The 13026-nt window shown below is 37.7% G+C and carries 12 protein-coding genes; 6 read left to right on the top strand and 6 right to left on the bottom strand.

Features of this window, described 5'->3' with window-relative positions; all coding sequences use genetic code 11:
• Window positions 1-255: 255 nt before the first annotated feature.
• Window positions 256-603: a hypothetical protein gene (locus C9I86_RS03050; protein WP_107275590.1), complete on the top strand. Its 348-nt coding sequence runs from the start codon at window positions 256-258 to the stop codon at window positions 601-603.
• A gap of 66 nt (window positions 604-669) precedes the next feature.
• Here C9I86_RS03050 and C9I86_RS03045 read toward each other — a convergent pair whose 3' ends face one another.
• Complete coding sequence (locus C9I86_RS03045; RefSeq protein ID WP_080156027.1) at window positions 670-1797, bottom strand: hypothetical protein; 1128 nt, start codon at window positions 1795-1797, stop codon at window positions 670-672.
• A 255-nt stretch (window positions 1798-2052) separates the two neighbouring features.
• Here C9I86_RS03045 and C9I86_RS03040 point away from each other — a divergent pair, with 255 nt between their 5' ends.
• The 3 genes from C9I86_RS03040 (at window position 2053) to C9I86_RS03030 (ending at window position 4551) form a co-directional block, all read left to right on the top strand.
• Window positions 2053-2334, top strand: a complete 282-nt coding sequence (locus C9I86_RS03040) for a hypothetical protein (protein WP_080156026.1) — start codon at window positions 2053-2055, stop codon at window positions 2332-2334.
• Window positions 2335-2486: 152 nt separating this feature from the next.
• Window positions 2487-3686 (top strand): enoyl-CoA hydratase/isomerase family protein, encoded by a 1200-nt coding sequence (locus tag C9I86_RS03035; RefSeq protein WP_107275589.1) that lies wholly within the window; start codon window positions 2487-2489, stop codon window positions 3684-3686.
• 106 nt (window positions 3687-3792) lie between these two features.
• Window positions 3793-4551, top strand: a complete 759-nt coding sequence (locus tag C9I86_RS03030; RefSeq protein WP_107275588.1) for an SDR family oxidoreductase — start codon at window positions 3793-3795, stop codon at window positions 4549-4551.
• Window positions 4552-4562: 11 nt separating this feature from the next.
• Here the strand turns inward: C9I86_RS03030 and C9I86_RS03025 are convergent, their stop codons facing one another.
• Both C9I86_RS03025 and C9I86_RS03020 read right to left on the bottom strand, forming a co-directional pair.
• Window positions 4563-4670 carry a hypothetical protein gene (locus C9I86_RS03025; RefSeq protein ID WP_045036908.1) on the bottom strand — a complete coding sequence of 36 codons (108 nt, stop codon included), beginning with the start codon at window positions 4668-4670 and terminating at the stop codon, window positions 4563-4565.
• Window positions 4671-4839: 169 nt separating this feature from the next.
• Window positions 4840-5196, bottom strand: a complete 357-nt coding sequence (locus C9I86_RS03020; protein WP_080156023.1) for a YibL family ribosome-associated protein — start codon at window positions 5194-5196, stop codon at window positions 4840-4842.
• Between the two features lie 301 nt (window positions 5197-5497).
• Here C9I86_RS03020 and cutA point away from each other — a divergent pair, with 301 nt between their 5' ends.
• Together cutA and C9I86_RS03010 are read left to right on the top strand one after the other, a co-directional pair.
• The gene (gene cutA / locus C9I86_RS03015) at window positions 5498-5812 is read left to right on the top strand and encodes a divalent-cation tolerance protein CutA (RefSeq protein ID WP_107275587.1); all 315 of its coding nucleotides are present in this window, start codon (window positions 5498-5500) and stop codon (window positions 5810-5812) included.
• A gap of 261 nt (window positions 5813-6073) precedes the next feature.
• A complete protein-coding gene (locus tag C9I86_RS03010) occupies window positions 6074-7096 on the top strand; it encodes a methylenetetrahydrofolate reductase (protein WP_080156021.1) in 1023 nt (340 codons plus the stop codon).
• A 96-nt stretch (window positions 7097-7192) separates the two neighbouring features.
• Here the strand turns inward: C9I86_RS03010 and C9I86_RS03005 are convergent, their stop codons facing one another.
• From C9I86_RS03005 to C9I86_RS02995, 3 genes are all read right to left on the bottom strand, one after another.
• Window positions 7193-8665 (bottom strand): DASS family sodium-coupled anion symporter, encoded by a 1473-nt coding sequence (locus tag C9I86_RS03005; RefSeq protein WP_107275586.1) that lies wholly within the window; start codon window positions 8663-8665, stop codon window positions 7193-7195.
• A gap of 276 nt (window positions 8666-8941) precedes the next feature.
• On the bottom strand, window positions 8942-11239 hold the full coding sequence (gene pflB / locus C9I86_RS03000) for a formate C-acetyltransferase (RefSeq protein WP_107275585.1): 2298 nt from the start codon (window positions 11237-11239) through the stop codon (window positions 8942-8944).
• Between the two features lie 438 nt (window positions 11240-11677).
• Entirely contained in the window at window positions 11678-13021 is a 1344-nt protein-coding gene (locus C9I86_RS02995; protein WP_107275584.1) for an MATE family efflux transporter, read from the bottom strand.
• Window positions 13022-13026: the final 5 nt, after the last annotated feature.

Raw genomic sequence — 13026 nt, 5'->3', positions numbered from 1 at the left:
TAAATGGGCTAGTTTGTTCTAGCCTTTATTCTATCTATTATTTTAATATGAGTTTCTATTATTAATATTCTTATCAAACAATGAATAGAGTAGGTTTTATAGGAACTAAGCACATTAAAAATATGTTTAAAAAATAATCAGCCAATCGTGTGCTAAAAGACCTATTAAGCAGAATACAATAAGATTAATATTCCATTAAAGGATATTGGAGTATGATGAGCCCAAATAGCTAACTTTGATTTGTAAGGTAAAGATATGCGTTATTCATGGGCGATAGTTGGTATGTTTGCACTTTTGTCTGGATGTAGCTCGTCAGCGTTAACATCTACATCTTCTGCAACGACGGCAGAAAAAGAAACCGCTACGCAAACAGCCAAGCCTCTTACACTGAACCAGCAATTTATTCAACATGGCTATAATGATGGATGTAAAGATGCGCTTAAGAATCAATGGCAGCCATCAAAGACAATCCTTGATGATCTTAAGGGTGTTGAAAAAATGAAGTATATCGAAGGCTGGAAAAAAGGTTATCAACGTTGTGTGATTGGTTTAGGCCCTGTAATTATCAACGATACAATGCCTATCTCACATCAGAAAAAATAATAAAAATAGATCGTAATTAACACCGTTAAGCATGAGGATTATTCTATCGCTTAACGGTGTTTTTTCTTATTGTTCAGTGAGGTTACGTTGTTTAACAGGTTTTGGAATATAACGCCCTAATTCATCAATTTTTCGGTTTTTAGAAAAGAACATTTCAAGTTCAATCATAATACCTAAGTTAGCGTGGTAATTATAATCTCGCGGAAATTCAAGTTGTGGTCGTGCCGCGAGATAAAGCCAGTGCTTATACACACGTCGTTTCCATTCAGCCGATACCCAATAGTTAGTGATTTCTTTCATTTCATCGGTATCTGCACTTATTCCCATTGAATACTCAAATAAATCCCTTTCTGTTGCTCGCTGATAAACATTAAATTGTTGTACCAATTCCCATTTATCATCTTCTTGTAAATATTGTGCACTGGTTGTGGTTCTAAAAATATTTTTGTGGTCGGAAGTTAGTGCATAAAATCCGCTTAATTGAGTGAGAGATCCAAAACCTTTTGAATGGTAATAAAACACCTCTTGTTCAAGTTGAGTTGTCCAGTTTTTACTGACATTATCCACGCGAGTCAGGCGAGCTTTTACAAAAGGATCGATAGGGAATTTGAGCTTAATACCAATATCAAAATCAGAGCTCCAGTTACCAAATTGTGCATCTTGAAGTCTAAAACCACCAACAGTGTCTCCATTTTGGGTTTTACTGCCAGAGGCGATACCCCGTTGTTTACTTTCTAGGCTGTCATAATCACTGGGCTCTGAATCCAAGATTAATTTCCAATCACGCTTAACGTGCGGTAAATCGAGTTTAAAGTAAACCTTGAAATCATTTTCTAATTTACCTCGGTATGAATATATCGCCCGCTGACGAATACGAAGATAACTGCGATTGGTCAGTTCGGCTTCATTCTCATCTTTAGTTAGACTTTGATCTATATATTCTCCGACGGTGTGTACTGAATCGGTCATTGATTGTTGAGAGCTATCAATCCATTGCTTCATTTTATACGGTGTATTGTCGTCGTTAGTGTCGTTACTTGGTGTTGTTGTCTGCGGTAATACACTGGTTTCTGTCTGATTCTTGTCTAAGGAATTTTGAGCGAGAGGGGCTGCATTAGCTGTCGCTGTATAGAACACACACAATGACAATGGTAACGAGAGATAAAACCGAATAGTGTGATTTAGAGTCTTCAACTGAGTGTCATATCCTTATTTTTTGTCGTATAAATTTCATTTTTATCTCGCATACGACAACTATACTGATTAAGAAAATAGGTCTAAATACATATAGTGTAGAGTAATATCCTATGGTTATTTTGTTAAGTGATATGATTAACAGTGTATGTTTATTGTTTGTTTTTGATAGATTAATACAATAAATGCGATCCAGCAATTGCTTTTAATCGATCGTTTATTACTATTATTATTGTTGTTTTTCTGGAGGTGTATATGGATAGTTCAGAATTTAAAAGAATCAAACAAGAGGTGTCAGGGAAAGTGAATGACATCTTTGACGACTTTGAAGAATCGAATAATCGTTTACCAACAATGGAAGAACTTCGCGTCATTATTACGGATACAACTGATCATTATTTAGGTCCAATGGATCAAAATGTTATTGATGGTATTAATGCTAATTTAGAGCGGCAGCACATACGCGAAAAGTTATTATGGGATGCTGTCACTGAATGTGAAGCTGAAGTTAGGAAATCTAAAGATTATAATTGTTAATCATATGGTTATGGGATAGTTGCTTTACATTAGTATACGCTGTAATAAAATTGAAAACTCTGTTTTCAACACTATTTCTTAACTATCATTCAGTGAGAGGCTATAAATAGCATATTATTGCTAATTGAATGGATTTTAAAAGAGGTTTAAGGATGACTGGAACGGTAAATATATTTGAAATTCGATGTGGCAGTGGTCATGCAATTGGTGTGCTAGAACTGAATAATGCGTCATCATTAAATGCACTAACACTGACAATGCTTAGAACGATTCAACAACAACTATTGCATTGGCAACATGATGAAAAAATTGTGAGTGTGATGATTCAAGCAGTTGGAGAAAAAGCATTTTGTTCTGGTGCTGATATTCGAGCGCTTTATTATGCGATTGAAAATGATCCTGCTTTGACTGCTGTAGAGCAAGTGACGACGCCAACAGTTGATGATTACATTCATCGTGCTAACAATGATAATAGCTATTTAGCAAAGCCGTTTTTGATTGATTATTTTACCGTTGAATATAGTTGTGATTATTTGATTCACAGTTACCCGAAGCCGATTATTGCTTGGGGAAATGGCTTAGTGATGGGCGGCGGGTTGGGACTCTTTATTGGTGCTAGTCATCGCGTTGTTACACCGTCAGCGTCGTTAGCAATGCCTGAAATGAATATTGGTTTATATCCAGATGTGGGTGCAACATGGTTTTTAAATCAGCTTCCTGCCGGAATAGGACTATTTTTAGGTCTAACAGGGGCTGATGTTAATGCCAGTGATGCGCTTGATTTAGCAATGGCTGATCACCTTATCGTTGATAAAGATCGCGAGCGTTTGATTAAACAGTTGAAGCATTATCCGTGGCAAAATGTAGCAGAAAATCAAATTTCAGCGGTTGTAACAGAGATATTAACTGAGATTGCGATAGATTCTGAACGTCAGCGTCCACCAAGCCAAATGATTCCTTATTTTCCACAAATTCAAGCAGCATGTGTGGCACCAACGCTTGAGATTGTTTACCAACAAATTAATGCTATTGACGGGTTGGGATGTTGGCTTGAAAAAGCAAAACAAACCCTTGCCAATGGAAGCCCATTATCAGCTCACATCTGTTTTCAGCAAATGCAACAATACCAACAAGCAAGCTTAGCTGAATGCTTTAAGATGGAATTATCTCTGTCTGTTCGATGTGGATTAGTGGGAGAGTTTAAAGAAGGTGTAAGAGCGCGACTTATTGATAAAGACGCTCAGCCTCAGTGGTTATATAAGACTATTTCAACAGTAGACATACGCTTAGTTGATAGTTTATTTATGCCGTTATGGCAGCAACAAGCAAATCCATTAACTGATTTAATGTGATTATTCGAATAATGAAACAGTGTTGTGCTTTCTCTATTTTTTCGAATTGTTAATGTTAATCAGTGTTTTTTGATATATGTATAAACAGGTTTAGGAGCGAATTAACGTGGACATTGAGAATAGTGTTATTGTCATAACTGGCGCAGGTCAAGGGCTTGGGCAAATGATGGCTGTAACGCTTGCACAGATGGGAGCACAGCTCGCTTTAATTGATGTGAATACAGTAGGGTTAAGACAAACACAAGATCAATGTCATATGCTTAATAGCATGGCGCGAATTTATGAAGCGGATGTGACAAGTGAAGATCAGGTAGAAGAAGCCTTTACTCATATTATGGAAGATTTTGAGCATATTGATATTCTAATTAATAATGCTGGTATCTTGGATGATGGTTTGTTGGTGCAGAAAGACCAGACCGGCATTAGTAAAATGTCATTGGATCAATTTCAAACTGTAATGAATGTTAACGTTACAGGCACTTTTTTATGCGGCAGAGAAGCGGTTAAGTGGATGATTGAAAATGAAACCAAAGGCGTTATCATTAATATCTCTAGTGCGGCTCGTGCTGGCAATATTGGCCAGACAAACTATGCTGCATCAAAAGCGGCAGTAACGACAATGGCTGTCGGTTGGGCGCGAGAGCTCGGACAATATGGTATTCGAGTTGCTGCAATTGCACCGGGTTTGATTGATACGCCAATGGCTGCACAAATTAACGATGACATGATTGAACGTATGTTGGCGATGGTTCCATTAGCACGTATTGGTGAGCCAACAGAAATCGCCCATTCGGTGAGATTTATTATAGAAAATGATTATTTCACCGGCAGGGTACTTGAGATTGACGGTGGATTACGATTGTAATCAAAGTCTACTCAAAAGTGGTTATATAGTGCAACTAATGCTAAAACGCCACCAACAACAAACATGATCATTGATAGACCAAATGCGAATTTTGCCATATACGGCATTAATTTTTCCATTGGAAAGTCCAAATAACGATGAAGGAATATATTCTACCTCAGTTTGTGGATTAATGAGCACTAATATTGAGGTATGACTGTATTTTTGACATAAAAAAAGATCGTCATATGACGATCTTTTTTATGCCTTTCGGCAATATTTGTTTATAAGTTACCTTGTAAACAGATATTAGAATGCTTTTGGTGCGTAACCTGTAACAGCTTTAATACCCATGCTACGACCAAGTGCCGTCATTGGGTGAACAACAACAAGGTCTTTTACTGATTTTTTCAGTTTACCCATGTCTGCTTGTTCTGCTTTTGTTAACACGCGATTAAAAGCAAGAGATTTTACATCTTTACTTTTGCCACTTACTTCTGTTGACTTACGGTGTTTAACGTTTTGCGCTTTTTTGTTAAGGCTAAGAAGCTCATCTTTAAACTGCTTGATGATAACTTTATCATCACGTTGAATAGCAGCAGCAAGTTTACGCTGGCACTTGTCCATACGATTGTTAAGATTTTGAAGCTCTTGGTTTAAATTCATTTCATTACCTTTGTATTAACACTCGCAATACACTAAATCGTAGTGTTTACGATGAATAGGTATTGAGTTGCCGCTAGTATACATTATATTTTTGATAACTGGATCGCTATCCAGCAACTATTTTTGCTCAAAATTGCATTTTTATGGAGATATATGCCTCTTTCTCTATTTAGATATATCGCTGTCATTAATTGCCATCAACAATTTTGGCTAAAAACGATGGCTATGAATCGCTCTGATAACATTTATCACTAATATTTGATTATTAATTTAATACATGAGTTTTTAGAAGGAACAAAAAATGACAAATTATTGCGTCATTGTTACTACATTTTCAGATGATGAAAATGGTCAAACAATCATTAATGCTCTACTTGAACAGCGCCTCGCGGCATGTATTCAAGTTATGCCGATTAAAAGTTATTACCATTGGAAACAGAAGATTAACTGTGATCAAGAGCAGCAAATAATCATTAAGACTAAAACAAATCTGTTTGAGCAGGTGCAAGCTATCATAGTAAAACACCACCTTTATGAAACGCCTGAAATTATCCAACTACCGATAACAAAAGGTTCCGTTGATTACTTATCATGGATAGATCAGACCTGCATGTGATTTTATATGATTGAAAATAAAACGGATATATTTTGATTTATAGAGAGTGATTAGGTACAAAGGAAACAAGGTGTTTGAAAAAGAAACTAATTTATGCATTTAAATAATTAGTATCTTTCTGGAAGTTATAATAGTTTTAATACAAGGATGTTAACGATAGCGCAACATAATAGCGCTATAGTTAGGAAATATTTGTCATCATCGGTTTAATGATTTATGACTACATTTAGGGCCGATGACAAAACATGGAAGTGATTATTAATGGTAAATCAAGCGTCAGCGACAAATGCAGAATCTGAACTTCGTGTGCGTTATAACGATATTACACGCGGTGTTTATTTTATTGGTACAACGCCGCCAAAAACAAATACGCCTTTAGATGAAGTTGAAGGCATTGCAGATCGATTAGTGAATCGTATTAAAGATCTCGCGATTGATGGTTTGATTGTGTATGACATTCAAGATGAAGTTTCACGGACAAAAAAACCACGCCCATTCCCATTCAAATCGACTCATGATCCTCGTTATTATTCATCGTTACTTAATAAGAAAACTGGGTGTCCGGTAATTACTTATAAAAGTGTGGTGCAATCGGAAACAGAAGCATTTGATGAATGGCTGAATGAAGCGTGGCATGAATATCAAGTACGTGACATTGTGTTAGTTGGAAGTCCATCAGCAAAAAATGAAGTATCGCTACCGTTATCGACAGCGTATCAAGCATTGGCAGAACATCAGAATAACTTTTTTACTGGTGGCATTATGATTGCTGAACGTCATGCTAAGAAAGGTAATGAACATGCCCGATTAATTGAAAAATATCAACAAGGGTGTAATTTCTTTATCTCTCAAGCTATTTATGACACTCAAGCAACGATTGATATTTTAACCCGCTATGCAATTGAGTGTAAGCAAGATGGTATTAAACCTCAGCGTATTTTATTAACGTTTTCACCATGTGGTAGTGCTAAGACACTAGAGTTTATTGAATGGTTAGGTGTGAGTGTGCCTGAGGCAACCAGTTTACGTATTCTAAATGCGACAAATCCATTACATGAATCGATTAAAATGTGCTGCAATAGCCTTAATCAAATTTTAGATGCAGTGGTTGAATATGATTTACCATTGGGGCTCAATATTGAAAGTTTAACCAATCGTAAAGAAGAAATTGATGGGTCTATTTTATTGTATAAATTACTTCGAGCATCAATGGACAGTCATTTAGCTAAACATGAGTTTCGAACATTACAAGCTAAAGCGAGTGCATCAATTGCATTGATTTAGTCATAGCGAAGACAGGAAAGTTAGCCCATACTGATTTATCATGGTATGGGCTTTTTATTAGTGTTATTTGTGTGCTGAGATGATGGTATTAATGGCTTACATAAGGCCTAAAATCGACCACCAAATAATACCTGAAGTCATAAATATTACGGCACCGCCGCCAGAGATAATTAAACCAATTTTCATCCACTGTTTATCGTTATGGTATTGATAGCCCATTAATAATGGATTACGTGCATGACTATAGGTTGTAAGGTTACAGCCTATATTTGTAATTCCTGCTACGGCTAAAATTGAGATTAAAGGGCTAACACCTAAAGCCATTAAAGAACCAATAATCACCGGACCTAAAGCAACAACTTTTGCTGTTCCTGAGGCAAAAAAGTAGGCGGTTACAAGATAGAAAATCATCATGACAATTAAAATCAGTGTGGAACTAGCATGGCCCATATATTGACTGATTAAATCAGAAACGCCGTGACCCACCCAAGCGGTAAAACCGAGTTTTTTTAGTTGGCTTGCCATTCCCATTAATACTGCAAACCAAACTAGCGTATCCCATGCGCCTTTTTCTGATTTGACATCATTCCAATTTAAAACACCTAAGATTAATAAGGCAGATAAACCGATAAATGCTGATGTGGTTGAGTGTAGATGCAGAGACTGTCCACCGACCCACATAATAATTAATGCAATAAAGACCGCGATTAATTTCCATTCAGCAACACTAACAGGACCTAAATGCAGTAAAGCTTGTTTTGCATAAGCTGGAGCTTGTGGCGTTTTTTTTGTTTCTGGGTTAATAAATTTAAACAGAATAAAGGGGATCGTTAATAGTAAAATTGCTGCTGGTAGTAATAAATACAGTGCCCAGTGGCTAAAGGTCATATTAATGCCAGCAACCGAGGCAGCTATTCCGACTAAAGCAAGGTTACCCGCAAACCCGGTTTGAAAACCTACTGCTGATGCGTCGTTCATAGCGCTTACTGAAGAAATAAGGTATTGACCCAACTTGCGATCATCTTTATTGATGACTTTTGCAAGTGAATCGGCAATAGGGGAGATAATAGCTGAACGAGCGGTATTGCTGGGTGTAGCGGGGGCGATAAGAAAATCAGCCACACCTAAACAATAAGCAATACGTAAAGAAGACTGACCAAACCAACTAAGCAAGATAAGCGCAATACGTTTACCTAAGCCTGTTTTAGCAAAGGCACGAGCAATCATAAAGGCAATGACGATCAACCAAATAAGGACATTATTAAAATTGCTGGTGGCTGCCATAATTGCGGCTTTTGCTGATGTTTCTCCTCCTGCATGAAGAACGGCATAAGCGGAAACCGCAATAACAGCAACAGCTCCAGTGGGTAAGACATTCGCAACGATGGCGACAATGGTGGCGATAAAAATAATAGCGGTATGAAAGGCGGCAATATTTAATTCGGATGGTATATCGATAAAGTGCCAGCTGAGGGTACTGAGCAATACAATGATGATGGCGGGAATAATTTTGATAGCAAAGAAAGGCTCTGGTGGTGGTAATGATTCTTTAACGGCAGTTGTAGTCATGATCTTCTAGTTATGTTGTTGTGTATGTCTATATAGTATATGTGATTTTAATAATTCCTACTTAATATGTTATTTATGCGATATAAATATCAAAAAATTGGTTTTTCTTATTCATAATAGCGTGTTTTTTATGCAATAGGTGGATTTGGAAAGGAAGGGGGCGTAAATGTGCGGTAAAAAGAAAACGCCACCTTATTTAAGTATAAAGTGGCGTGAGATAACAAACAAAACTAGGTAGTCATGCCATTTTGTTTATCGCTATCTTTATTGCTGCTGTCATATTTTACTGGTAAATGTACGAGTAATTACGTCTTGCTGTTGTTCACGTGTTAAAGAATTAAAACGTACGGCATAACCTGATACACGAATAGTTAGCTGAGGGTATTTCTCTGGGTGTTCAACTGCATCTAATAATGTGTCGCGGTTTAATACGTTCACGTTTAGGTGTTGGCCACCTTCAATACCGTCTGCTGCACCTGCTGTTTCGTGGTGGAAGTAACCATCCATTAATGCTGCAAGGTTTTGCTTTTGTGTATTTTCATCTTTGCCTAATGCATTTGGCACGATAGAGAAAGTATAAGAAATACCATCTTTTGCATAAGCGAATGGCAGTTTTGATACTGATGTTAATGAAGCAACGGCGCCATTTTCATCACGACCATGCATTGGGTTCGCACCAGGACCAAATGGCATACCAGCACGACGACCATCAGGTGTATTACCCGTTTTCTTACCGTATACAACATTAGAGGTAATGGTTAAGATTGATTGTGTTGGAATTGCTTCACGATACATATGCATTGTTTGAATCTTCTTCATGAAGCGTTCAACTAAATCACAAGCGATATCATCCACACGAGCGTCGTTATTACCAAATTTAGGGTAATCGCCTTCAATTTCAAAATCGATAGCCACGCCATTTTCATCACGAATCGGTGTTACTTTAGCAAACTTGATGGCTGCTAATGAGTCAGCGACAACAGAAAGACCTGCAATACCACAAGCCATAGTACGGCGAACATCGCGATCCATTAATGCCATTAGTGACGCTTCATAGCTGTAACGGTCATGAGAATAATGAATAATATTAAGTGCGGTGACGTATTGAGTCGCTAACCAATCAAGCATGGCATCATAACGAGGCATTAGCGTATCAAAATTAAGCACTTCATCCGTGATTTTAGCAACCTGAGGGCCTACTTGTTGTTGTGATTTCTCATCAATACCACCATTGATGGTATACAGTAATGCTTTAGCAAGGTTGGCTCGCGCACCAAAGAACTGCATGTGCTTACCAACAATCTGTGGGCTTACACAACATGCGATAGCGTAATCATCGTTGTCAAAATCAGGGCGCATTAGATCATCGTTTTCGTATTGAACAGACGATGTTTCAATGGAGACTTTTGCCGCGTATTGCTTAAAGGCGGTAGGCAGTTGCTCAGACCAAAGAATAGTCATGTTTGGCTCAGGAGCAGGACCCATTGTATGTAAAGTATGTAGGTAACGGAATGTGGTTTTAGTGACTAATGTACGACCATCAACACCCATACCTGCCATTGCTTCTGTTGCCCAGATTGGGTCACCAGAGAACAATGAATCGTACTCTGGTGTACGTAGGAAACGCACCATACGCAGTTTCATGATGAAATGATCTACCATTTCTTGTGCTTGTTGTTCAGTAATTAAACCGTTAGCGATATCACGCTCAACAAAGACATCAATAAATGTTGATGTACGACCAAGCGACATCGCTGCGCCATTTTGTGATTTAACCGCCGCAAGGTAGCCAAAGTAGGTAAATTGAATGGCTTCTTGTGCCGTGCGGGCAGGTAAAGACATGTCAATGCTGTATGTAAGCCCCATTGTGCGAATATCTTCTAATGCTTGAACTTGATCAGCAAGCTCTTCACGTAGACGCATGGTTTTTTCTAAATCTTGGCCTTGTTCAAGGAAAGATTGAGTTGAGTTAAATTGCTCTATTTTATCGGCTTTAAGAAAATCGATACCATAAAGGGCTAAACGACGGTAATCGCCAATAATACGACCGCGGCCATAAGCATCAGGTAGACCGGTGATAATACCAGAACGGCGACAAGCTAAAATTTCTTTGGTGTATAAATCAAAACAAGCTTTGTTATGTGTTTTGCGGTAATCAGTAAAGATTTTTTCAACCATTGGGTCTAATTCACGGCCGTAAACTTCACATGAACTTTTCACCATGCGAATACCGCCATTGGCAATAATTGCACGTTTTAGTGGTTTATCTGTTTGTAGACCGACAATGGTTTCAAGATCTTGATTAATATAGCCAGCACCATGAGAAGTAACGGTTGAAGGTAAGTCTGTATCAAAATCAACGGGAGCATGAGTGCTGCTTTCTTGCTTGATGCCTTCCATCACATCATTCCACAACGTAGTAGTTGTCTCGGTTACTTTGGCTAAGAAAGACTCATCACCTTCATATGGCGTATAGTTAGTTTGAATAAAGTCACGTGTATTAACGCTAGTTTGCCATTCGCCTTTACTAAAACCACGCCATGCTTCAAGCATGTCAGTTGTTGGGATTGTCATACTACTTACCTCTATAATAAAAATTTGAATGCGAGTGAGCAATGCTGTTTATTGCTCTCTTTTTGATTAAGTGCCATTTATTCAATGTTATAAATGTTGATTGAGGTGCTGGTTATTACTTTCAATATTAATAGGTTGGCTTTTATTATTGCCATTATCTTGAACCATATTTGGGTGTGATATGCTGCCTTTAAACCTTGAAAGAATAGTATGACTAATATCTATATGAGTAAAATGAATGGTTTTCATTTTGGCTATGATTTTTACGCATAGATTGTTTGATTATATTGTTATAAGTGCTCTGTGGCGGAAGAAATCTATGATGTAGATAGGGCTATATCGTAGGTAAGGCTGTATCGTGGGGATCGTTGAACCATAAAATCGTTAGCTATAATTAAATGACGATTTTATAATAATAACAGTGGGTTAATATTCTATTTACGCAATAGTTTTGGAGAGTTTACGTAGTCTAAATACCATCCATAGTGTAAGCAAAGCACTACAAATAGGTAACGCGAGCCAAACACCAGTAACGCCAATTGTATGCGCCAGCACAAAAATAATAATTGTGATTAGAATGAGTTTCCCCCCTGTTAATAGAGAGGCTTCTTTAGGCATATTTATCGCCTGAAAGTAGGTTGCACCTATGAGTAATGCTCCTTCAAAAGGCAGCCCCCAAAAATAGAGCGACATACCTTTCACTGCTTCAGGTTGAAGGAGCGGATTATTACCTGCAAACATATACACTACGGCATCAGGAATACTATATAAAGTAATGACACCAATAACGGCTATCAATAAGGTCATGGCAAATGCAAGGTTTCGAATTTTAATGACGCGATCTTTAAGACCTGCTCCGGTATTAAAGCTGACAAGGGGTTGAGTGCCTAGTGCGATACCTTCAAAAATCAAATAAAAGAATGCCTCAGTGTAACTAACGATGCTGTAAGCGGCGACATGAATGGGTTTTCCTACTAATAGAAAAGCTTTGCTATGTAGAATTAATACCACAGATAGGTACATGTACATTAATAAACTGGATGTGCCTAATTTAAGTATTTGTAATACAGTATCCCATTTTATTTTAAGGCTATCTCTGTCAATACGTAATTGTGTTTTATCGGTGAAAAAGTGTTGTAGGCATAAGATACAGGTAACGGCCTGCGATAGCATGGTAGCAATTGCGGCACCGGTTAATCCCCAAGGAATGACAACAATAAACAACCAATCGAGAAATATATTTAATATGCCACCTAAGATCATGATCAATGTTACGCGATTAGGCTGACCATCGTTACGCAATAATGCAGAAAAAGCCATTGAAACAATAGCAAACCCACCCATAGTGAAATACCAAAATAGATAGTCTGTTGCCATTGATAAAATATGATTCTTTGCCCCAATCCAAATGAGAATATCTTGTCCAAACATCAGCCCTAACGAGCAAAAAATAAGGCCAGTAATGATACAAAGTGTCAGTGCATTACCAACAATATGACGCGCTTGTTGAGTATTATCTTCTCCCATTTTTATTGAGACTAAAGCAGATGATCCCATACCAATCATGGCACCAATAGCATAAAGGATAGAACCAATAGGGTAACCGAGCATAATAGCGGCAAGGCCATCTTCCCCGATGAAATGTCCAACAAACATTCCATCAACGGCAACATAGATCCCCGTAATAAGCATGGCTGCGATGGTAGGTAAAGTATAGCGCCAAAAAAGACGAAAGATTGAATCATCACGTAAAGATAATGGTTGGGATGTTGATATTGTCATTGGAC

It is taken from the genome of Photobacterium sp. NCIMB 13483 (genome assembly GCF_003025475.1).
Lineage (GTDB): Bacteria > Pseudomonadota > Gammaproteobacteria > Enterobacterales > Vibrionaceae > Photobacterium > Photobacterium piscicola.
The sequence above is the reverse complement of the archived record's forward strand: the minus strand, read 5'-3'. Positions and strand labels throughout refer to the sequence as shown.